At 46.8% G+C, this 22252-nt stretch carries 19 protein-coding genes; all 19 read right to left on the bottom strand.

Annotation, left to right across the window (positions count from 1 at the left end):
• Window positions 1-116: 116 nt before the first annotated feature.
• The 19 genes from AC0VYQ_RS09515 to flhA all read right to left on the bottom strand — a co-directional run bounded on the left by AC0VYQ_RS09515 (window position 117) and on the right by flhA (window position 22241).
• Complete coding sequence (locus AC0VYQ_RS09515) at window positions 117-4388, bottom strand: PolC-type DNA polymerase III (RefSeq protein WP_371816403.1); 4272 nt, start codon at window positions 4386-4388, stop codon at window positions 117-119.
• A gap of 150 nt (window positions 4389-4538) precedes the next feature.
• On the bottom strand, window positions 4539-6239 hold the full coding sequence (locus AC0VYQ_RS09520; protein ID WP_088837347.1) for a proline--tRNA ligase: 1701 nt from the start codon (window positions 6237-6239) through the stop codon (window positions 4539-4541).
• Window positions 6240-6269: 30 nt separating this feature from the next.
• Window positions 6270-7511 carry an RIP metalloprotease RseP gene (rseP, locus tag AC0VYQ_RS09525; RefSeq protein WP_475403476.1) on the bottom strand — a complete coding sequence of 414 codons (1242 nt, stop codon included), beginning with the start codon at window positions 7509-7511 and terminating at the stop codon, window positions 6270-6272.
• 13 nt (window positions 7512-7524) lie between these two features.
• Window positions 7525-8679, bottom strand: coding sequence for a 1-deoxy-D-xylulose-5-phosphate reductoisomerase (locus AC0VYQ_RS09530; RefSeq protein WP_214765126.1), 1155 nt, complete (start codon window positions 8677-8679; stop codon window positions 7525-7527).
• A gap of 12 nt (window positions 8680-8691) precedes the next feature.
• Window positions 8692-9492 (bottom strand): phosphatidate cytidylyltransferase, encoded by an 801-nt coding sequence (locus AC0VYQ_RS09535; protein WP_088837350.1) that lies wholly within the window; start codon window positions 9490-9492, stop codon window positions 8692-8694.
• A gap of 19 nt (window positions 9493-9511) precedes the next feature.
• The gene (locus AC0VYQ_RS09540) at window positions 9512-10249 is read right to left on the bottom strand and encodes an isoprenyl transferase (RefSeq protein WP_029330752.1); all 738 of its coding nucleotides are present in this window, start codon (window positions 10247-10249) and stop codon (window positions 9512-9514) included.
• Between the two features lie 84 nt (window positions 10250-10333).
• Entirely contained in the window at window positions 10334-10891 is a 558-nt protein-coding gene (frr, locus tag AC0VYQ_RS09545; RefSeq protein WP_029330759.1) for a ribosome recycling factor, read from the bottom strand.
• 1 nt (window position 10892) lies between these two features.
• Window positions 10893-11612, bottom strand: a complete 720-nt coding sequence (pyrH, locus tag AC0VYQ_RS09550; protein WP_088837351.1) for a UMP kinase — start codon at window positions 11610-11612, stop codon at window positions 10893-10895.
• A gap of 110 nt (window positions 11613-11722) precedes the next feature.
• Window positions 11723-12604 carry a translation elongation factor Ts gene (gene tsf, locus AC0VYQ_RS09555; protein WP_214765130.1) on the bottom strand — a complete coding sequence of 294 codons (882 nt, stop codon included), beginning with the start codon at window positions 12602-12604 and terminating at the stop codon, window positions 11723-11725.
• Window positions 12605-12686: 82 nt separating this feature from the next.
• A complete protein-coding gene (gene rpsB, locus AC0VYQ_RS09560) occupies window positions 12687-13421 on the bottom strand; it encodes a 30S ribosomal protein S2 (RefSeq protein ID WP_012370721.1) in 735 nt (244 codons plus the stop codon).
• A gap of 129 nt (window positions 13422-13550) precedes the next feature.
• Window positions 13551-13982 carry a hypothetical protein gene (locus AC0VYQ_RS09565; RefSeq protein WP_214768583.1) on the bottom strand — a complete coding sequence of 144 codons (432 nt, stop codon included), beginning with the start codon at window positions 13980-13982 and terminating at the stop codon, window positions 13551-13553.
• Between the two features lie 11 nt (window positions 13983-13993).
• Entirely contained in the window at window positions 13994-14767 is a 774-nt protein-coding gene (locus AC0VYQ_RS09570; RefSeq protein ID WP_029330769.1) for a FliA/WhiG family RNA polymerase sigma factor, read from the bottom strand.
• 13 nt (window positions 14768-14780) lie between these two features.
• Complete coding sequence (locus AC0VYQ_RS09575) at window positions 14781-15263, bottom strand: chemotaxis protein CheD (protein WP_029330771.1); 483 nt, start codon at window positions 15261-15263, stop codon at window positions 14781-14783.
• Window positions 15256-15864: a chemotaxis protein CheC gene (locus AC0VYQ_RS09580; protein ID WP_029330772.1), complete on the bottom strand. Its 609-nt coding sequence runs from the start codon at window positions 15862-15864 to the stop codon at window positions 15256-15258. Before AC0VYQ_RS09580 ends, AC0VYQ_RS09575 begins: the two co-directional genes overlap by 8 nt.
• The gene (locus AC0VYQ_RS09585) at window positions 15857-16285 is read right to left on the bottom strand and encodes a chemotaxis protein CheW (RefSeq protein ID WP_029330774.1); all 429 of its coding nucleotides are present in this window, start codon (window positions 16283-16285) and stop codon (window positions 15857-15859) included. The genes AC0VYQ_RS09580 and AC0VYQ_RS09585 overlap by 8 nt, the downstream gene beginning before the upstream one ends.
• Window positions 16286-16296: 11 nt before the next feature.
• Window positions 16297-18294 (bottom strand): chemotaxis protein CheA, encoded by a 1998-nt coding sequence (locus AC0VYQ_RS09590; RefSeq protein WP_214765134.1) that lies wholly within the window; start codon window positions 18292-18294, stop codon window positions 16297-16299.
• Between the two features lie 21 nt (window positions 18295-18315).
• On the bottom strand, window positions 18316-19167 hold the full coding sequence (locus AC0VYQ_RS09595; protein WP_475403477.1) for a MinD/ParA family protein: 852 nt from the start codon (window positions 19165-19167) through the stop codon (window positions 18316-18318).
• Window positions 19167-20213 (bottom strand): flagellar biosynthesis protein FlhF, encoded by a 1047-nt coding sequence (locus AC0VYQ_RS09600; RefSeq protein WP_214765138.1) that lies wholly within the window; start codon window positions 20211-20213, stop codon window positions 19167-19169. The genes AC0VYQ_RS09595 and AC0VYQ_RS09600 overlap by 1 nt, the downstream gene beginning before the upstream one ends.
• Window positions 20214-20216: 3 nt before the next feature.
• Complete coding sequence (gene flhA / locus AC0VYQ_RS09605) at window positions 20217-22241, bottom strand: flagellar biosynthesis protein FlhA (protein WP_029330780.1); 2025 nt, start codon at window positions 22239-22241, stop codon at window positions 20217-20219.
• Window positions 22242-22252 lie beyond the last annotated feature (11 nt).

Raw genomic sequence — 22252 nt, forward strand, 5'->3', positions numbered from 1 at the left:
CAAAAAACAAACAAGAAAGGAGCAGGTCCCCCTACTCCTTCCAAGTCGTAGTATAAAAAACATTTCCTCACTCAATATAGCATAATGAACCGCTCTAAGCAAGTCTCCGCCTGGCTTTACAGGTCAAATAACGAAAGCTGGTTCTCGTCCGGAAGACCTTCGAGACAACCAAGATTGTCGAGCGTTTCGATAATCGTTTTCGATAATTTGGCACGTTTCTGTAAATCTTCTTTCGACAGGAACTCGCCACCTTTTCGGGCCTCGACGATTTGTTTTGCCGCATTTGTTCCGAGCCCTGTCACGGCGTCGAACGGTGGTAACAGCGAATCGCCTTCGATTAAGAATTCACTGGCGCTCGACTTATACAAATCGACTTTTTGGAACGTAAAGCCGCGTTCAATCATCTCAAGCGCAATTTCAAGAACCGTATAGAGTCCTTTATCCTTCGCCGTCGCCTCGAATCCTTTATCTTTGATATCTTGTAAAACTTTTCGGACGGCAGCTGTTCCTTTGTTCATCGCGCCGATGTCAAAGTCACCCGCCCGGACCGTGAAGTACGATGCGTAGTAGTACATCGGATGGTGGACTTTGTAATAAGCAATCCGGACCGCCATCAAAACGTAAGCTGCAGCGTGGGCTTTCGGGAACATGTACTTGATTTTTTTACACGAGTCGATGTACCAAAGGGGTACACTGTTTTCAATCATCGCTTCTTCCATCTCAATCGAGAGCCCTTTCCCTTTACGGACGGATTCCATGATTTTAAAGGCAAGCGACGGCTCAAGACCGGCATAAATCAAGTAGACCATGATGTCATCCCGGCAGCCGATGACGTCTTTCAGTTCACATGTTCCGTTATAAATCAACTCACTGGCATTCCCGAGCCAAACGTCCGTTCCGTGCGACAGACCGGAAATCTGGACGAGTTCCGAGAACGTCGTCGGTTTCGTTTCTTCAAGCATCTGTCGAACGAACTTCGTCCCGAACTCTGGAATCCCGAGCGTTCCGGTTTTCGAATCAATCTGTTCCGGTGTGACACCAATCGATTCCGTCGAACTGAAAATTTTCATGACCTCGGCGTCATCGACGGGAATCGTTTTCGGATCACGACCGGATAAATCTTGCAGCATCCGAATCATCGTCGGGTCATCGTGTCCGAGAATATCAAGTTTCAGTAGATTATCGTGAATCGAGTGGAAGTCAAAGTGTGTCGTTTTCCATTCCGATCCCATATCGTCCGCCGGGAACTGGATCGGACTGATATCATAGATGTCCATGTAGTCCGGGACAACGATGATACCGCCGGGGTGCTGTCCTGTCGTCCGCTTGACACCTGTCACCCCGCTGACGAGCCGGTCGACTTCCGCGTTACGGTAATTTAAATCATTTTCCGACTGATACCCCTTCACATACCCATAGGCCGTTTTTTCGGCGATCGTCCCGATCGTCCCTGCACGATAGACATAATCATCCCCGAACAAGACTTTCGTATAGGCATGGGCTTTCGGCTGGTACTCCCCACTAAAATTCAAATCGATATCCGGTACTTTATCCCCCTTGAACCCAAGGAACGTTTCGAACGGGATGTCGTGTCCGTCTTTCGTCAATGGAATTTGACACGTCTTACATTCCTTATCCGGTAAATCGAATCCGGATCCGACCGACCCATCATCAAAGAACTCGGATTCTTGACAGTTCGGACAGACGTAATGCGGCGGTAATGGATTAACTTCCGTGATCTCCGTCATCGTCGCGACGAGACTCGATCCGACAGAACCACGCGATCCGACAAGGTACCCATCATCAAGCGATTTTTTTACGAGTTTATGCGAAATCAAATAGATGACGGCAAAGCCATGGCCGATGATTGATTTCAATTCCTTTTCGAGTCGGGCTTCGACGATTTCCGGTAACGTTTCCCCATAAATTTTATGTGCCATGTCGTAGGACAGATTGCGAACCTCATCATCAGCACCGTCAATTTTAGGAGTAAAGAGATCTTTCGGGATGATATCGATGTTTTCGAACATCTCAGCGACTTTCTGACTATTCGTGACGACAAGACGTTCTGCAAGATCCGGTGCAAGGAACCGGAAGTCTTCCATCATTTCCTGCGTTGTCCGGAAATGAGCCGGGGGAAGCTGTTTCCGCATGTTGAGCATATTTGCCCCACCTTGCGTCCGAATCAAAACTTCACGGTACGTCGCGTCATGGCGATCGAGATAATGTACGTTCCCTGTCGCGACCGGCAGGATGTCGTTTTCTTCTGCGACCCGGATGACTTTTTTGATCAACTCACGAAGTTCGAGTTCATTTTGAACGATTTCCCGCTCGATTAAATGACCGTACATCGCCGGCGGCTGAATTTCGATGAAATCATAAAACTGCATGACCTTCGCTAAATCTTCATCCGATTTATTGAGCGCCGCATCAAACACTTCCCCATTGTCACACGCAGAGCCGATGATTAAACCTTCCCGGTGCGCAACGAGCTGCGAACGTGGCGTCCGAACGACACGATGGACGTGTTTCGTATGCGCAAGCGAGATGAGCTGGTAGAGATTTTTTAGCCCCGTCCGATTTTTAGCATAGACGGTTGCATGATATGGACGCGTCCGAGAAATGTCTTTTCCCATCTCCCGGTTGAGCGACAAGTGCGTTGTCATGTTGAACATCTCATCTGCCATTTGCAATAACTTCAACATCAAGTAACCGGTTGCTTCCGCATCATAAATCGCACGGTGATGTTGTGTCAGTTCGATATCAAACCGTTTCGCGAGCGTATTCAATCGGTGATTCTTCAGCGTCGGCATCAAGACACGTGCCAGTTCAAGCGTATCGATAACGGGCAATGTCGATTCGTCATGTTCACCAGAACGTAGCGTCGCATTCAAAAACCCGATGTCAAAGGCCGCATTATGGGCGACAAGAATCGAATCCCCCGCCCAGTCCATGAATTCCTTGACGACTTGTTCCGGATCCGGTTTCCCACGGACCATGTCATCGGTGATGCCCGTCAAATCGATCGTCGTCGCAGATAATAAGTGTTTCGGATCAGCGAATGCTTCGAATTTATCAATCACGTCTCCGTCATAAATTTTTACGGCAGCTAATTCGATGATTTTGTTATACATCGCTGATAATCCGGTTGTCTCGACGTCAAAGACGACGAACGTCGCGTCCTCAAGACTGCGATCGACCGGGTTATAAGCAACTTGGACACCATCATTGACGACGTTCGCTTCGATTCCATACAATACCTTAATGTCATTTTTCTTTCCGGCATAATAGGCATCCGGGAAGCTTTGCGCTCCCGCGTGATCTGTGATGGCGACGGCCGGGTGTCCCCAAGCAGCAGCACGTTCGACGTACTTCGTCACGTTCATGACAGCATCCATCTGACTCATTTGCGAGTGCGCGTGCAATTCGACACGCTTCTCACCTGTCCAAGGGTCACCCGGAAGTTCAACCTTCACTTCAGACAATTGTGCAATCATCATACAAAGATCGCGGAGGAAGGTGTCGAACTCGACTCGTCCAGCCACTTGAATCCACATGCCTTTTTTAATTGCTGATAGGACTTTGACGTCCGTTTCATCTCGTGCAAACATCTTGACGACAAGCGAATCGGTATAGTCGGTCAATTTAAACGTAAAGATCGTTTTTCCACTTCGTAATTCCCGGCTCTCTGCTGAGAAGACAAGTCCCCGAATCGCAATCCGACGTTCTTCATCTTGAATCGTCTTAATCGGCACGATTTCATCTTGAATCGGTTTTCCGATCCGAATGTCGACCGGTCCCTCATCATCATCGCGCGACTGCTCACGTTTGAATTGAAGCTCGAGCATCCGTTTCGCTTCCTCGATGTCCTCTTGTTTGACTTGATTGCGTAATGCCTCTTGCGTCGATTGATCCATCTGGACAATCGGTTCACAAACAAACTTCGGAAATCCATAGGCACCGTATAATAATTGCATCTCTCCACACAGATCATTCTTTAAAAAACCAGCTTCCGGTTCACTCCGAACAGGGATGAAGAGTTTATTTTCCCTAAACTCTGGCAAAACACGACTGAGCTGGGTCCGCATTGCTGCAGACGCATCAGCTAAATCCTGAACGACGTACGGCCAGTAGTCGATGAAAAGTTTGCTTTCCGGACGATCGTCCGAAACGAGGTTTAATTTGACTTCCGCAAATTGTTGATAACGACTCGTCAAACGACTGAAAAACATCTGATAGACGTTTTGCGGCAAAATCTTCGGAATTCGAATTTGGAACGTCCACGTTGAATTGCTTTTATTGACACGGAGCTTCTCAAGGGTAGCCCCCGTAAAATATTCTTCAGTAATTCCTGTCGGTAAATCTAAATCACTCATTAAAAGCGACATGCGTTGTTGTGTATCCACTCGCAATTGTGCTGTCCTATCGCATCACACCGTGACAGCAACTCCTCCTCCTCTTGCAGATTGCCCAAGGGGCGAATGGGTGTGAGACAAGAAAACAGTCACTTAAACGTTTTAAGTGACCGTTCCCATTACTTATTCTAAACCTTCATACAGCGAACGAACAGCCTGAACGAGATTTCCTTGTTCAATTTCTTCTGCTTCGCCGCCGCGGCGTGCTTTCAGCTCAACGATTCCGTCTGCCGCTTTTTTCCCGACGTTGATTCGAACAGGTAAGCCAACTAAATCAGCATCTGCGAATTTCACGCCAGCCCGTTCTTTCCGATCGTCAAACAGAACAGAGAATCCAGCAGCCGTCAGTTGACGGTAGACGTTTTCTGCCACTTCCATTTGCTCAGCGTTTTTCCCATTGACGGCAATCAAATGCACATCATACGGAGCAATCGCTTTCGGCCAAATGATACCACGCTCATCATAATGCTGTTCGACGACGGCAGAAAGTGTCCGTGAAACACCGATGCCGTAACAACCCATGATAAGGGGTTGCGCTTTTCCACCTTCATCAAGGAACGTCGCACCCATTCCTTGCGAGTAGCGTGTCCCGAGTTTGAAGACTTGTCCGACTTCGATACCGCGGGCGAACTTGACGTGCCCCTCGCCGTCTGGTGAAGCATCGCCTTCTTCGACGAAGCGTAAATCTGTATATTCCGCTTCGAAATCACGACTTGGATTTACATGGATGTAATGCGTTTCCGCTTTATTCGCTCCACAAACTGCGTTCGTCAAAGCGCGGACAGCATAATCCGCCACGACCTGCATGTCTGCTCCAATCGGACCGAGCGTGCCCGGTTTCGAATGCAGTGCTTGTTCGATTTCCTCATCAGAAGCCATCGTGATATCAAGCGCACCAAGGTAGTTTTTCAATTTAATGTCATTGACTTCGTGATCACCCCGGACGAGGGCCATGACGAGACCTTGTTCCGTCTTGAAGACGACCGTCTTGATTGATTCGGTTGCCGGTACCTGCAGGAACTCGCCTACCGCTTCAATCGTTTTCGCTTCTCCTGTATTAACGGTTTCCAGTGCTTCCGGTGCTTTGCCTTGTACGTCGTACGCGTCAACAGCTTCTGCCATCTCAAGGTTTGCTGCGTAATCCGACTGATCGGAATAAACAATCGTATCTTCACCGATTGCTGCAAGTGCATGGAATTCATGTGTGCCACTTCCACCAATCGCACCCGAATCGGCAACGACAGGGCGGAACTCTAATCCGACACGCGTAAAGATTTTATTGTATGTTTCAAACATGTTTTGGTATTCGTCATCTAGGCTTTCTTGTGTCGCATGGAACGAATACGCATCTTTCATGATGAACTCACGTCCGCGCAAGAGACCGAACCGTGGACGACGTTCGTCACGATACTTCATTTGAATCTGAAACAGATTGACCGGTAATTTTTTGTACGAGTTCAACTCATCCCGAACGATTGACGTAATTAATTCTTCATGTGTCGCACCGAGCGCGAACCGTCGATCATGACGGTCTGTCAAGCGCATCAATTCTGGTCCGTAAATGTCCCAACGCCCGGTTTCTTCCCATAGCTCTGCCGGTTGAATAGCTGGCATCAATAGCTCTTGTGCTCCTGCCGCATCCATCTCTTCACGAATGATCGTCTCAATCTTCGCTAAGACACGTTTCGCAAGTGGCAAGTATGAGTAAATTCCTGCTGCATTTTGACGGACAAAACCCGCACGTAATAAAAGTTGATGGCTAATAGCATCTGCGTCTGATGGTACTTCACGCAATGTTGGCATAAACATTTTCGATTGTTTCATAATGAGTCGTGAACCCCTTTGATTGAAAGATTAAAAGAACTTCTGGATGTCATTCCATGTGACGACGAGCATCAAGAGCATGAGCAGTGCAAATCCAACGAAGTGCACGAGCCCTTCTTTTTGCGGGTCGACCGGTTTGCCGCGTAACGCTTCGAGGAAGAGGAAGAGTAATCGACCACCGTCAAGCGCGGGTAGTGGTAATAGGTTAAAGACCGCTAAGTTGACGGACAATAGAGCTGTCCACGTCAAGAGCATCGAAAATCCGCTGTCCGCTACCTGGTCCGTCATCTTGACGATTCCGACAGGACCTGATAGTTGATCGACACCAACGACCCCTGTCACTAAGTCACCGACTGCGCCGACAATTAACGTCGACATCCGCCATGTTTCCGTTACACCCGTTTCGAGTGCCGTCCCGAACGACTTTTCCGTCTCGTTCGTCACACCGATGATTCCGACTTTTTGATCGCCTTGTTGTTGAATTTTCGGCGTAATTTGTGTTGTTGTTTCTTGACCATCCCGCTCATAGACGACGGTCGTTTCTTTTCCAGCTTCATCTTGGAAGCCAGCACGAAGGTCTTCCCATTTTGTCGTCTCGTCTCCGTTGACGGAAACAATCCGGTCGCCTTCGACGAGTCCTGCTTGGTCCGCCGGCGAATCTTTTTGAACGGTCCCGATGACACTTTCACCCGTTGGAGAACCGTTGTATAACGCTAATCCAAATAAGATGAGGAAGGCGAGAACAAAGTTCATCGCTGGTCCGGCAGCAATCGCAAGTACCCGTTTAAAAACGGATTTCGAACCAAATGTCCGGTCGTACGGCGCAATTTGTGTTCGTGTCTGCCCTTCGACGAGGAAGGCGGTTTTTGAAATATCGTATCGTGTCGAGACTTCGTCTTGTAACCCAACGAGCTCTAACTTGTGCAATAAATCAATCCGTTCGACCGTCACGACTTGGTCTGCCTTCGGATGGCTTGCATCTAAATAAATCGCGTCGACAAGGCCCTCGTTCATTCCTAAGCCAACAGCCTGACCAGGTTTGACTTCAACGAACTCTGGTTCTTCGCCAGCCATCTTAACATATCCGCCAATTGGCAAGAGGCGAACTGTATACAATGTCTCATTTTTGAAAAACGAGAAGATTTTCGGTCCAAAGCCGATCGCGAACTCCCGGCAAAGGATTCCAGCGCGCTTCGCCATTACGAGATGACCCCATTCATGTACGGCAACAAGTACACCGAACATCAATACGATCGAAATAAAGGTCGTCATTGCTATCCCATCCTTAGTTAGCGAGTGAAAGTGACGCGACAAACGCACGTGCCCAGCGATCCGCCTCTAAAATTTGATCCAAAGACGGATCGTTGATCAGTTCATGCGCCCGTAACGCAGCTTCAACACTCACTTCGATTTCTAAAAAGCTGATTTCCCCTTTTAAAAAGCGGTCAACGGCTTGTTCGTTCGCGGCATTAAGTACTGAAGGCATCGAACCCCCCGCACTACCCGCTTCAAAAGCGAGGCGTAATAAGGGATAGCGTTCAAATGAAGCTTCAGCAAAGTTCAAGCGTCCGATTTCTTTTAAGTTTAACCGTTCTCCCCCTTTGATTTCAAGGCGGGACGGATATGTAAGGGCATATTGAATCGGTTCACGCATATCCGGCATACCGAGCTGTGCCATGACGGCACCATCATTGAACTCGACCATCGAGTGAATGATTGACTCTCGGTGAATGACGACATCGATTTCTTCATACGCAACATCAAACAACCAGTGGGCTTCAATGACTTCGAACCCTTTATTCATCATCGTTGCAGAATCAATCGTAATTTTCGCCCCCATCGACCAGTTCGGATGATTCAGCGCTTGCTCGACCGTAACATCCGCCAATTGATCGCGCGTCATGTCACGGAAACTACCGCCAGATGCCGTTAAAATAATTTGACGGACATCTTCACGTCGTTCTCCATTCAAACATTGGAAAATCGCTGCATGCTCACTATCGACAGGTAAGATAGCAACACCTTTTTCACGTGCTTTTTTCATGACAAGATGTCCAGCAGTAACCAAGGTTTCTTTATTCGCGAGACCAATCGTTTTTCCTGCTTCAATCGCTGCGAGCGTCGGACGGAGACCGACTGCACCGACGACTGCCGTGATGACAATATCTGCTTCTTCCATTGTTGCGACGTCAATCAAGCCTTGATCGCCCGTCAAAATTGTCGGACGATAGTCGAGTAGCTTTTGCAACTGTCCGCGCGTCACTTCGTCCATGACGGAGACAAGCATCGGACGTAAACGATTCAACCATGGAACTGCAACGTCAATATTTTTCCCGAACGCAAAACTGACGAGTTGAAACTGTTCAGGATTGGCGGCAATGACGTCCAGCGTCTGTGTCCCGATTGAACCTGTTCCCCCAATAATACTGACTTTCTTCATGTAACTTCCTCCTCAACTGAAGATGCCGAGTGTGATCAATACCGTAAAGACGATTAACATGCTATCAAAACGATCAAGAATCCCACCGTGCCCCGGAAGTAAACTTCCGGCATCTTTCACGCCATAATGTCGTTTGTATGCTGATTGTACGAGATCACCCAGTTGACCGACGACAGCTACGATCAGTGCTAATAAAACGACTTCCGCATACCCGATTGTCGGTGTAATCGCTTCAAAAATCACACCAAGAAGTACCGCGAGTAAAATTCCGCCTGCCGCCCCTTCAATCGTCTTATTTGGACTGATTGCCGGCCATAGTTTTGTTTTGCCGAAACGTTTCCCGACAAAATAGGCACCTGAATCTGTGAACCAAATCAAAAGAATGATTAACAGCGATAACGTCAGGCCATTATCCAGTAAACGGATGAACGCGAACGATGCAAAACCAACACCGACATAAACACTCGTTAGTAGCAAAAAAGCCACGTCGTCAAACGTGAACACATTTTTTGAAAATACAGTCCAAAATAGACCGACTAAAATAATCAGCATTCCCCAAGCAAGTGGAGATAATCCGCTTACCACTGTTTGTTCACTCGTTAATTCATAGACACGAATGAAGGGAAGCAATGTCCCAATCCCGAACAAGAGAACGGGAATCGACGAAAAGCTCAGTTGTCTCATCTTGACGAGTTCTGTATAACCGATCACTGTTAAGATTGCCATGAAGGCAAGAAATGGAAGACCACCCAAGTAAAGTAACCCTAAAAAGATGGCACCTGCCCAAATCCCTGTAATAATACGCGTTTTCATAAGCTATGTCCTCGTTTAGTCAGACGCCGCCGAATCGGCGTGTCCGTTGATTGTAATCCTCGATTGCTGTCAAAAATTGTTCCCGTCGAAATTCCGGCCACAAGACATCGGTGAAGTAAAACTCCGCATAGGCTGCTTGCCATAACAAGAAATTCGATAACCGCTGTTCTCCGCTCGTTCGTATGACGAGATCGACATCTGTCATGGAACCCGTCATCAATTCGTGTTCGATGACCTCATTTGTAATCTCAGTCGGAAGCAGTTGTCCGGCTTGTACTTTTTCAGCAATCTTTTGCATGACTTGAACGATTTCATCTCGCCCGCCATAATTTAATGCAAAAATTAACCGTAGTCCAGTATTGTCAACTGTATCCTGTTTCGCTTGTTGAACTGCCTCCCGTGTATAGACGGGTAAACGCGATATTTCACCAGCGACTTCTACTTTGACATTGCGTTCATTCAAGTCTTTTAAATCCGACTCTAAAAATTGAGCCGGTAACTTCATCAAGAAACTGACTTCTTCTTCAGGACGCGTCCAGTTTTCAGTCGAGAAAGCGTATAAGGTCAGACTCTTTACCCCTAACTCATTAGCGACACGGACGACTTCGCGAACTGATTTCATCCCTTCACGATGCCCCATGATGCGGGGAAGTCCTCGTTTTTTTGCCCAACGTCCATTTCCATCCATGATGATCGCGATGTGATCAGGTACGTGTTGTTCGATCACTTCTTTTGTCTGGTTTAACCATTGAAACATGTACTTCTTCCTCCCCTCATTCATTTATAAGAAGAAGGGGACTCTTCGTGTGACAAAGAGTCCCCAACATGACGACGATTCGCGTCATACTTCCATAATTTCTTTTTCTTTATCCGTCGCTGTTTGATCAAGCGCTTTGACGAATTTATCCGTCAATGTTTGGACATCTTCCGTATAACCACGTAAGTCATCCTCTGTTAACGCTCCATCTTTTTCTTCTTTCTTCAGTTGCTCGTTCGTATCACGGCGAATGTTACGTAATGCAACTTTTCCTTCTTCCGTATACTTCTTGACGAGCTTAACAAGTTCTTTTCGGCGATCTTCCGTAAGTGGCGGAATCGCTAAGCGAATGACCGTACCATCTGAAGATGGGGCTAATCCTAAATCTGCACGTTGGATTGCTTTTTCGATTTCTGTAACCATCGATTTATCCCAAGGTGTGATTAAGATGAGGCGCGCTTCCGGTGTATTCACGTTCGCGACTTGATTAAGTGGTGTCGGTGAACCGTAGTAATCGACATGAACAGGGTCAAGGATTGCAACGTTCGCACGACCCGCACGGAGTGTCGCAAGTTCTTTTTTAAGTGAAAGATGCGCTTTTTCCATCCGATCTTCGGCTTGTTTCATGATTTGCTGTGACATATTATTTCCCCCTTACGAGTGTTCCAATTTCGTCGCCAACGACGACGCGTTTAATATTTCCTTCTTCCATCAATGAGAAAACGATGAGCGGAATATCATTATCCATGCAGAGTGACGTTGCAGTCGAATCCATGACTTGCAAGCCGTCTTTTAATACATCGAGGTAAGACAATGTCTCGAATTTTTTCGCATCCGGATCTACGTTCGGATCGGCCGAATACACACCATCGACATTGTTTTTCGCCATCAAGATGACTTCAGCTTCAATTTCAGCGGCACGAAGCGCTGCTGTCGTATCTGTCGAGAAGTACGGATTTCCCGTTCCGGCCGCAAAAATGACGACCCGACCTTTTTCTAAGTGACGCATCGCACGACGACGAATGTACGGTTCAGCAACTTGTCGCATTTCGATTGAAGTCTGAACGCGCGTTTCAACGCCTACTGACTCTAAGCTATCTTGTAATGCGAGCGAGTTCATGACCGTCGCAAGCATCCCCATATAATCGGCATTTGCCCGGTCCATTCCAAGTTCTGCCCCTGTTTTACCACGCCAAATGTTACCTGCACCTACAACAACGGCAACTTGTACATTCAATTCTACCAATTCGCGAATCTGTTGAGAAATTGAATTGACGATTGCGGGGTTGATTCCGAACCCTTGATCACCTGCGAGCGCTTCTCCGCTCAATTTTAACACAATCCGGTTATATTTCGGTTGCATGACTACGTCCTCCTTGCTAAATTCCGTAAAAAAGGAACACGAACCACTTCCACACGAAAGTGGATTGAAGCATACGTGTTCCTTCTCTTGTCATCAGGAAATCCTGATTCTTATTTTTTAAGTTGGTTCATAACTTCTTCAGCGAAGTTTTCTTCACGTTTTTCCATACCTTCTCCAACTTCGAAGCGTACGAATGAAACGACTTTTCCGCCTTTAGATTCTACGTATTTACCAACTTTGAAGTCTGGGTCTTTAACGAATGTTTGGTCGACGAGGCAAATTTCCTCGAAGTACTTGTTCATACGTCCAGCAATCATTTTTTCAACGATGTTAGCAGGTTTGCCTTCGTTGATTGCTTGCTCTGTCAAGACTTTTTCTTCACGTGCTTTTTCTTCTTCTGTTACAGAAGAACGATCGACGTAAAGTGGGCGTGCCGCTGCGATGTGCATCGAAACATCTTTTGCAACCGCTTCGTCTGTTGTTCCTTCGATGACGACGACAGAACCGATACGTCCACCCATGTGGAGGTAAGAACCGAACGCTGCGTTGTCTTCTTTCGTGAAGAGTGCTACACGGCGGAGTGAAATTTTCTCTCCGATTGTAGAAGCTTCTTCAGAAATATACGTTTCGATTGTTTTACCCGCTTCGTATTCAGAAGCGAGAGCTGCTTCAGCCGTTTCAGAACCGTTACGGAGAACTGCATCCGCGATGTTTTGAACGAGTGATTGGAAACGTTCGTTTTTTGCAACGAAGTCTGTTTCTGAGTTGATTTCGACGAGTGCTGCTTTGTTTCCGTCAACTGCGACTGCTGTCAAACCTTCTGCTGCGATACGATCGCCTTTAGCTGCTGCTTTTGCGATCCCTTTTTCACGCAAGAAATCAACTGCCGCGTTCATATCCCCATCCGTTTCAACGAGCGCTTTTTTGCAGTCGAGCATACCTGCACCTGTTTTTTCACGAAGTTCTTTTACCATTGCTGCTGTAATAGCCATTCGATATTCCTCCTTATAACGTCCTTATTTTCAAAAAAAAGGTGATAAAAGGTCAATTCCCTTTATCACCTGGCATCACGAATTACTCAGCGTCTGCTACTACTTCTTCAGTAGTTTCAGGTGCTACGTTATCTTCGCCTTGTTTAACTTCGAGGATTGCGTCAGCCATTTTACCAGTGAGCAATTTGACTGCACGGATCGCATCGTCGTTCGCTGGGATGACGTAGTCGATTTCGTCTGGATCACAGTTAGTATCAACGATCGCAACGATTGGGATGTTGAGTTTGTGTGCTTCTGCAATCGCGATACGCTCTTTGCGTGGGTCAACGATGAAGAGTGCATCTGGAACGCCTGGCATATCTTTGATACCGCCGAGGAATTTCTCAAGACGAGTCATTTCTTTTTTAAGAATGATGACTTCTTTTTTAGGAAGAACTTCGAACGTACCGTTCTCTTCCATTTTTTCGAGTTGTTTCAAACGGTTAATCCGTTTTTTGATTGTAGAGAAGTTCGTGAGTGTTCCACCTAACCAACGTTCGTTGATGAAGTATTGACCAGCACGGATCGCTTCTTCTTTCACAGTGTCTTGAGCTTGTTTTTTCGTACCAACGAAAAGAACGTTTCCGCCTTCAGACGCTACTTCACGGATGAAGTTGTAAGCTTCGTCTACTTTTTTAACCGTTTTTTGTAGGTCAATGATGTAGATTCCGTTACGTTCTGTGAAGATGTATTTTGCCATTTTTGGGTTCCAACGGCGTGTTTGGTGACCGAAGTGTACACCAGCTTCTAACAATTGTTTCATCGAGATTACTGCCATGATGAATTCCTCCTTTTGGGTTTTGGATGTCCTCCGCGATGATCGTTGTCCCAGCTAACCTATTAAAGGCACCGCAGCCGGCGATACATGCGTGCGTAATTAACACCGTAGACTAATATAGCATAAACTTTACCGTCGGGCAACCTTCGTTTTTGAAGAAAGTTTCGCAATCAATGCCACTTCACCCGTTCCTCGATTTAAAGAACGCGCGAGTTGATCCAGATCGGCCCCTGCTGCAAGTTGATCTTTCACATCTGTCAGTACTGGCTGAACGGATTCAGCCGATTCTTCCTGCGCCTGTTCGAACTGTGGGAGTTCTGTTACATCAGGACTGACGACCGTTTCATATGAGGACTGGGTAGGAGCAGCCTCAGCAGTCGGTTGCTCCTCGCGTTCTGCCAATCCGTTCACTTGTTCCATGAAGCGAAGCAAGATTTCTTCCGTTTCTTGTTTTTGACGTTCAAGATCGGTCACACGATCTTTTAGCAATGCTTGTTGTTTAAATAGAAGCAACAGACCATAACTAACGACCGCCGCCAGTAAAATATAAAAAATTGTCATAGTAGTTCCTTTCACATCGCGACACGATCAGACAAATAGGCACTTCCTAGCGCTTGCTTTAATTTACGTAACGCCTTCGAGTGGATTTGTGAGATCCGTGAAGTCGACAATCCTAGCACTTCTCCGATTTCCGTTAACGTCAGTTCTTCAAAGTAGAAAAGGGACACAACATATTGCTCTTTTTCCGATAGTTGCTCGACTTCTTCTGCAAGCTTCGAAATCAATTCACGCATCAGTAACGTATCTTCCGGCGTCGCTGCTTCCGGGTCGAGATACGATACAGCCATTGCTTTTCCCTCATCTTGGAGCGTCACCGCCTCGTCGATCGAGAGGACATTCGCAAAGTAACTTTCTGCAAGCGCCGTCTTGACTTCGTCCGGACTCATTTCGACGATGGACGATACTTCATCAAGCGTCGGCGTCCGTTGTAAGCTCTGCTCGAGAATTTCGACGGCCGCCTCGACACGTTTCGATTTTTCACGCAAAGAGCGTGGCAGCCAGTCAATTTTTCTTAATCCATCTAAAATGGCTCCACGAATTCGAAAGGCTGCGTATGTATCGAATTTATTGTTATGATTTTGATCGAACTTTTGCAGTGCATCGTAAAGACCCATCATACCAAGACTTTTTAACTCATCACGATCGACACTTTTCGGAAGTGTCGCACTAAGACGTTGAACGTGGTATTGAACTAGAGGTTCATAATTCAGAAGTAATAGGTCAGCTACCGCTATATCGCGCGTCGATAGCCATTTATCCCAAAGTTGTTGCAGTTCCTCACGCATGACCATTCCTCCTCTAAATTTCCAGCGTTCCGACGTTGACCGTCCGAATGACGAGACGACCAGAGCTTGAATGGAACTCGATCGTCCGACCGTTCGTTCCACCAACATCTTCCGCGACGAGTGGGATTTTCGCTTGTTGCAATGCTGCTTTAACAGCAGCGATGTTCCGTTCACCGATACGCATCGATTCATGTTCATATTTGAATTGAAACATTTGCGCTCCCCCGGCAATCTTTGCCCGTAACCGAATCGCGCCACCTTGTCGTAAGCGCTTTACAAGCTCAGTTACTGCAGTATCTGCGAATTTCCCGACTTCAACGGTGATATCGCGACTGATTGCCGAGTCTGGAAGCATGACATGTGCCATGCTCGATAGACCACGTTCTTGATCATAAATGATGACGCCGACACAGGAACCTAATCCTGCAGTACGAAGGACGACCGGTTTTCGACTAACGGCATATTCCGCTATTCCAATCCGAATGACTTCATCCATCAACTTCCACACCCAATCGTTGAAAGACCGCTGCAAAAGCATCTGCTTCTGGCAGTAATAATAAATGACCGTTTAAGTCGTTGCCTAAACTTGAAAGACGCGTATCGATGTATACTGCCATGTTACCAAATTTTGTCGACTCAAGTAAGGCAACTTCCAAAATTGCTCCAACCATATCAAAAGCGGAGGCAGGAACCGTCACATGAACGGATAAATCCAGCCAGTCAGAAATCGCGCGAGCGTAAGCGCCGATTAAGATATTGCCGATTTCTTCCCAAGCGGAAACACCGATTGCATGATGTTCCGAAAAAAACTGAAACGGCTGTTGCATCAACTGAGAAATCAGTTTTTCCGCATCTTGGAGCGGCATCAAAAAGAGTAGAGACGCCTTGATATCTCCTGTAAAGCGAAGTAAGGCTCCGGCAGTGTAAGCTTCCGCTCCGCCTACACGATCAATAATCGTCGAAAAGTGTTCGAGTTCTGCTGACGGTACTTCAATTTCAACAGGCTGTCCAAGAAGTGTCGATAATGCCGTAGCTGCATGCGCTGCCCCGATGTTTCCGACTTCCTTGAAAATGTCCTGTTCCATCCGATTAAGCATGAACGATGTCCTCGAATAAACGGTTCGGCTCAAGTAAGGAGAACAATTGATCTTCCCCTTTAGCGATTGCTGTCAAATAATTGGTTTCTTCTTGTTTTTGATCAGTCAACGGTTCAATCCGGACATCGATTGCTTCGACGACTTCATTCGCCCGATCGACGATGAACCCGGCATCTCCATGTTCGAGCGTCGCGATGATGATTCGTGTTTCTTCCGTTCCTTCGATTTCCTCAAAACCAAGACGTGTCCGTAAGTCAATCACCGGTGTCACGACCCCGCGCAAATTGATGACGCCTTTTACGTAAGGTGCAGCGTTCGGGATTCGTGTAATCGGAATCACGCGTTCGATGGAGCGGACAGATTGAACATCAATCCCGTAAGCATTTTGTTCCAGTTGAAAAACGACCCATTTTTGTTCCATTATCTATTCCCTCACTTTCGTAGCAGTGCATTGCTATCGATGATTAACGCGACTTGACCGTCCCCAAGAATCGTTGCGCCAGAAATCGCGCGAATTCCTTCCAAATAACTTCCGAGCGGCTTCATGACGATTTCCTGTTGACCAATTAATTCAGTGACCATCAATCCAGCTAATTTTTCACCACTTCGAACGACGACAACTGAGTAGGCTTCTGCTTCTACTTGTGGAAGACCATACACTTCATTCAATGAAATCAATGGAACGAGTTGTCCGCGGAAATCAAACACCTTTTCACGATGCGCTTGTAAGATGGCATCTTGTCGCAACGATGTCGTTTCGATGATTGCCGTCAGCGGAATCGCATACGTTTCTTGACCGAGCTCAACAAGCATCGCGGAAATGATTGAGAGCGTCAATGGAAGACTGATTCTAAAGATTGTCCCTTCGCCACGTTTCGTCTCGACGAAAACTTCGCCACCGAGCGACTCAATCTTCGATTTGACGACGTCAAGACCTACGCCACGTCCCGACAAGTCGGTTACTGTTTCTGCCGTTGAGAAGCCTGGTGCAAATAGTAGCATCGACGCTTCTTCCGGTGTTAACACAGCAGCTTCTTCTTCCGTTAGCAACTCTTTCTCAATCGCAATCCGTGTGACCCGCTCATGGTTGATTCCTGCCCCGTCATCTTCAATCTCAATGAAGACCCGGTTTCCAGAATGATAAGCACGTAACGACAGATTGCCTTCGACTGGTTTCCCGGCCAAAATTCGATCCGTCTTGCTTTCAATGCCATGATCGACGGCATTACGGATTAAGTGAACGAGGGGATCACCAATCTCGTCAATCACTGTTCGATCAAGCTCCGTCTCTGCACCCGTGATATGCAATTTAATATTTTTACCGACATCTTTTGAAACCGATCGGACCATCCGTGGGAAACGATTGAAAACCTGTTCAATCGGCATCATGCGTAACGTCAAGACCAGCGATTGTAATTCATTCGTGCCGCGTTTAATGCGTTCGACGGTTTCCGTCAATTCAGATGAACCGACTTCGGCAGCAATTCGTTCTAAACGACCACGATCAATGATGAATTCTTCGAATAAGTTCATCAAACGGTCAATTCGTTCCAAGTTGACACGAATCGTTTTCGAGGCGACTGGTGCTGTTACGTCTGTTGTTTCGCTGACGACTTTCGTTTCTGACTCGACTGTTGATTTAGGTTCAACTAACGTGGATGTCGCAACTTCGGCTTCTATCGTTGTTTCAAAAGGCTGAATCGAGACGTGTGCCACTTCCGACACTGACTGGATGCCTTCAGTCACTTCTTCCTCTGATTTCATCGTGACGAACAAGACATCGAAGCTTGTTTCGAATTGTTCTTGCTCTAATTCATCTGAAGTCGGATTCGAAAGGATGACATCGCCTAGACTTTGAAGACGGTCGAACACCATGTAGACACGCGCCGCTTTTAAAATGACATCTGCCGATAGTTCGACCGTGATGACGTATGCATGGTAACCGGACGCAATCGATTGTTTAACGACAGACTCTGAATAGACATCACATTCAAAATTACGTTTCGTCGCCACAGCCGTCGCTTCTTCAGTCGTCTCTACAGCAGTTTCTTCTGCTTGAATGAATCGTTTTAATCGTACGACCGTTTCTTTCACGTCGAGCTTTCCGGTTCCACCTTGACTGATGTCCTCAACCATCGTTTCGAGTTGTTCCGCCGCGATGAACAAAACATCAATCAGCTCTGGTGTAGCAGGTTGCGTCTTTGAGCGCACTAAGTCAAGCGCACTCTCCATTTCGTGTGTTAAATCCGCGATGGCATCGTACCCCATCGTACCGGACATTCCTTTTAATGTATGGGCAGAGCGGAAAATCTGATCGATGACGGCTTCATCATCGAGACGCTGTTCAAAAATGAGCAGACTTGAATTGATAGCTTGCAAATGTTCAATCGATTCGTCTAGAAACAATCCTAAATATTCATTTAAATCCATTGGTGATACCCTCCTTCATGATTAGCGCACACGATTGTTTCGATTTTTCAAGCGACTTACCAATCGATCTAAAAATTTCCGTTCCTGCACGCGAAGACCTGTTAATGCGGTGGTAATATGATCGAGTCGCCAGCTAACATCACTCGTCCGATCAAAAAGATAGAACGGTTTTTGTGCTTTGACGGCTCTGACGACTGTTGGGTCATCTGGTAAAAACCCAGCGAATCGTAAAGGTTTGTTCAAAAATTGTTTACTGACCAGTTCGAGACGATCAAATGTTTCGAGTGCCTCTTCACCGTTCATCGCACGATTGACGATGACCCCGATCGGTAACTCCGTTGCATGATGGTGCGACAATTTAACGAACGCATAACCATCCATGATCGATGTTGGCTCTGGTGTAACAACGAGCCAGGCTTCATCGGCACTACTAATGAAATCGAATGTCTGGTGTGTTGCTCCAGCACCCAGGTCGAGGATGACAAAGTCGTATTCATAGAAAAAACGAAATTCTTTCATCATGAACGCAACATCCGGATCCGTTAAATTCGTTAATTCAGTAAAACCACTTCCACCATGGATGAAATGTAAGGTTGGTGAAGCTTCAACCACTGCATCTGCCAAGGATTCACGACGCTTGACACAATCCATGAGCGACGTCTTCGATGATTTTCCTAACAGCACCCCGACGTTCGCCATCCCGATATCAAGATCGATGATGAGGACACGTTTTTCTTGAAGCGATAAGGCGACACCCAAGTTTACGGCGACGTTCGTTTTTCCAACGCCCCCTTTACCACTGACGATCGCAATCGTTTTTGTTTCTTTGACTGACACTTTTGAACGTAAGACACGTGCTTGATCATCTCGCATCACCTGCCCCCTCTTTCTACAATCATTCGAGACATGTCGGATTGATCGACCCACGTGATATCTTCTGGTACTTCTTGACCCGTCGTGATGCAGAGCACCGGCAGCTTCGCTTCGACGGCTAGACCGTAGATGGACCAAAACTCCGTCGTTTCATCTGCTTTCGTAAAGATAAACCCGTTGAGTGGAACTTGTTCAAAACGTCGTCTAATCTGCTCTAAGTCCCGGTATTTTGCCGTTAAGCTTAAAACAAGAAAAACATCCGTATTTGAAAAATCATGACGTGATTCAAGCTGTGTGATATAACCTGCGTCCAAGAAGTTCCGTCCAGCTGTATCAATCAAAACGATGTCACAATCTGCTAATTGTTCTTTCGCTCGTTCAAACTCTGCTAAATCGTAGGCGATATGTAGCGGAACATCGATGATTTCAGCATAGGTTTGCAACTGTTCGATTGCTGAAATCCGGTACGTATCCGTTGTAATCAATCCAACCGTCTTACCTTCCGTCAATCGGTAGTAAGCAGCAAGTTTAGCGATTGTCGTCGTCTTGCCGACCCCTGTCGGTCCTGTCAACATCACGTAACGTGATGTCACGGTCGTTACTTGTAACTCATGTTCAATCGTTTTGGCGAACGCTTGTTGAACTTGTTCAAGATCGTCTGTTTTGTAATACGTCGATAACAAAACGTCGTGCAATTGCTCCACCCGTGCCTGTAAAGCCGGTTCGGACAAAATCGCTTCATATGCCCCTAACTCTTCCGGTAAACGTCGAGAGGAAAACGAAATGATTTTCGGGACTGGCATTTCAATCGTTTTCTTAAGCTGCGGGGTCCGTTTAGGAGCCGGTTGCTGGACATCTTTTTCATGAATGATTGGATGTTCGTCAACAGAAGCAACGAGTTCGACCTTTTTTTGTGCAAACAATCCGAAGAGTCCACCCACTTTGATATGTCGTGTGTTTAAAATAATCGCCTCTTCGCCTAAATCACGTTTGACAAGTTCCATTGCTTCACTGACTGAATTTGCAATAATTTTTTTAACCATCATGTGTTAAATCACCCCAATGCTCTTGACTTCAATCGTCGGAATTAATTCGTTGTATGACAGGACAGGTACATCTGGGAAATAGCGCTCCGTCAACTGACGAACAAACATCCGAATGCTTGGTGAGGCCAAGATGATCGGTTGTACTCCATAACGTTCGAACTCTGACGACAGTTCATTAAACGACTCGATGAACCGTGTCGCTTTTTCCGGGTCAAGCGCAAGATAATTTCCGAACTCTGTTTTTTGAATCGCGGACTGAATATCGATTTCCATTTCACTCGATACCGTCACGACGTGTAAGACATCCCCTTGCAGCACCTGTTCCGTAATTTGCCGTGATAAGGCTTGGCGGACGTATTCAGCAAGCAATTCGCTATCTTTCGTCACGGCCGCATAATCAGCTAGTGTTTCAAAAATCAATGGCAAATTGCGAATCGATATTTTTTCTTTTAGTAATTGAACGAAGACTTTTTGCAGTTCTCCAATCGTTAAGAGTTGCGGCGTGACTTCATCGACTAAAATTGGATGTGTTTCTTTCAAGTGATCAACGAGTTGCTTCGTCTCTTCTCGTCCCAACAAGTCTGCAGCATGTTTTTTAAGCAACTCCGTTAAATGCGTTGCGACGACCGATGGTGGATCGACGACCGTATAACCAGACATTTCTGCCCGACTTCTCGTCTTTTCATCAATCCAAAGCGCCGGCATTCCAAATGCTGGTTCGACCGTTTCGATGCCTTGGATTTCAGGATCATCGACTCCGGGACTCATTGCTAAATAATGATCGAGCAAGAGTTCTCCCGTCGCCATCTCACTGCCGCGAATCTTAATCCGATAATGATTCGGCGGGAGTTGTAAGTGGTCGCGAATCCGAACGGTCGGGAGGACGAAACCAAGTTCCAATGCTAACTGGCGACGAATCATGACGACACGATCGAGTAAATCGCCACCTTGTGCTTCGTCAGCAAGTGGAATCAATCCATAACCGAATTCAAACTCAATCGTATCGACATTTAAAAGCGAAATGACCGATTCACTTGAGCGTAGGTTTTCCGTCGATTCTTCTTCGACGGCGACTTCTTCCGTGGTCGCTTTTGGCGTCCGTCTCAGTTGCCAAGCAAAGAAGCCGGCTGCTGCTGCGACAGGAATTGTCACATAGTCTGGAATCGCCGTGAACAGACCGAGTAGGAAAATCGCGCCTGCACCAATCATGACGAGCAATGGCGTCCGCGTTAACTGACCGATGATGTCTTCACCTAGATTGCCGTCCGACGTCGAGCGTGTGACGATAATCCCGGTGGCGACAGAAATCAACAGCGCTGGAATCTGACTGACTAATCCATCTCCGACTGTCAAGAGCGTATATAAGTTGATTGATTCTGTCATCGGTAACCCTTGTTGGACGACTCCGATGACCATCCCGAAAATCAAGTTAATGATGACGATGATGATGCCGGCGATTGCGTCTCCTTTTACAAACTTTGACGCCCCATCCATCGCCCCGTAAAAGTCGGCTTCGGATTGAATTTTTTGCCGGCGTGTCCGTGCCTGGAGTTCATCAATCATGCCGGAGTTCAAATCGGCATCAATCGCCATCTGTTTCCCTGGCATCGCATCCAGTGTAAATCGGGCCGATACTTCCGAAACCCGTTCCGACCCCTTTGTAATGACGAGAAACTGGATCAAGACGAGAATCAAGAAGACGACGAACCCGACGAGTGCGTTCCCGCCGACGACGAAGCTCCCAAATGCTTCAATCACTTCGCCCCCATTCCCGTTCGAGAGAATCGAGCGGGTCGTCGAGACATTTAATGCGAGACGAAACAGGGTGACGATTAACAATAAAGTTGGGAAAACTGAAAATTCCAATGCTTCTTTGGCATTCATCGAAACGAGTAAGACCATCAAAGCAATCAAGATGTTGATGATGATTAAAAAGTCGAGTAAAAAGCCTGGCAGTGGAATGACCAGCATGAAGACGATCATGATGACGCCTAGCAGTACGGAAAGATCTCTTGTTGAAATAGTCATGATGCTTCATC

The organism is Exiguobacterium sp. QJM3NY_9 (assembly GCF_056173545.1).

Excerpts from the sequence above, each read along its gene's own strand:
- AC0VYQ_RS09515 (WP_371816403.1), bottom strand. The coding sequence starts at position 4,388 with ATGTCGCTTTTAATGAGTGATTTAGATTTACCGACAGGAATTACTGAA.
- AC0VYQ_RS09520 (WP_088837347.1), bottom strand. The coding sequence starts at position 6,239 with ATGAAACAATCGAAAATGTTTATGCCAACATTGCGTGAAGTACCATCA.
- rseP (WP_475403476.1), bottom strand. The coding sequence starts at position 7,511 with ATGACGACCTTTATTTCGATCGTATTGATGTTCGGTGTACTTGTTGCC.
- AC0VYQ_RS09530 (WP_214765126.1), bottom strand. The coding sequence starts at position 8,679 with ATGAAGAAAGTCAGTATTATTGGGGGAACAGGTTCAATCGGGACACAG.
- AC0VYQ_RS09535 (WP_088837350.1), bottom strand. The coding sequence starts at position 9,492 with ATGAAAACGCGTATTATTACAGGGATTTGGGCAGGTGCCATCTTTTTA.
- AC0VYQ_RS09540 (WP_029330752.1), bottom strand. The coding sequence starts at position 10,249 with ATGTTTCAATGGTTAAACCAGACAAAAGAAGTGATCGAACAACACGTA.
- frr (WP_029330759.1), bottom strand. The coding sequence starts at position 10,891 with ATGTCACAGCAAATCATGAAACAAGCCGAAGATCGGATGGAAAAAGCG.
- pyrH (WP_088837351.1), bottom strand. The coding sequence starts at position 11,612 with ATGCAACCGAAATATAACCGGATTGTGTTAAAATTGAGCGGAGAAGCG.
- tsf (WP_214765130.1), bottom strand. The coding sequence starts at position 12,604 with ATGGCTATTACAGCAGCAATGGTAAAAGAACTTCGTGAAAAAACAGGT.
- rpsB (WP_012370721.1), bottom strand. The coding sequence starts at position 13,421 with ATGGCAGTAATCTCGATGAAACAATTGTTAGAAGCTGGTGTACACTTC.
- AC0VYQ_RS09565 (WP_214768583.1), bottom strand. The coding sequence starts at position 13,982 with ATGACAATTTTTTATATTTTACTGGCGGCGGTCGTTAGTTATGGTCTG.
- AC0VYQ_RS09570 (WP_029330769.1), bottom strand. The coding sequence starts at position 14,767 with ATGCGTGAGGAACTGCAACAACTTTGGGATAAATGGCTATCGACGCGC.
- AC0VYQ_RS09575 (WP_029330771.1), bottom strand. The coding sequence starts at position 15,263 with ATGGATGAAGTCATTCGGATTGGAATAGCGGAATATGCCGTTAGTCGA.
- AC0VYQ_RS09580 (WP_029330772.1), bottom strand. The coding sequence starts at position 15,864 with ATGCTTAATCGGATGGAACAGGACATTTTCAAGGAAGTCGGAAACATC.
- AC0VYQ_RS09585 (WP_029330774.1), bottom strand. The coding sequence starts at position 16,285 with ATGGAACAAAAATGGGTCGTTTTTCAACTGGAACAAAATGCTTACGGG.
- AC0VYQ_RS09590 (WP_214765134.1), bottom strand. The coding sequence starts at position 18,294 with ATGGATTTAAATGAATATTTAGGATTGTTTCTAGACGAATCGATTGAA.
- AC0VYQ_RS09595 (WP_475403477.1), bottom strand. The coding sequence starts at position 19,167 with ATGCGAGATGATCAAGCACGTGTCTTACGTTCAAAAGTGTCAGTCAAA.
- AC0VYQ_RS09600 (WP_214765138.1), bottom strand. The coding sequence starts at position 20,213 with ATGATGGTTAAAAAAATTATTGCAAATTCAGTCAGTGAAGCAATGGAA.
- flhA (WP_029330780.1), bottom strand. The coding sequence starts at position 22,241 with ATGACTATTTCAACAAGAGATCTTTCCGTACTGCTAGGCGTCATCATG.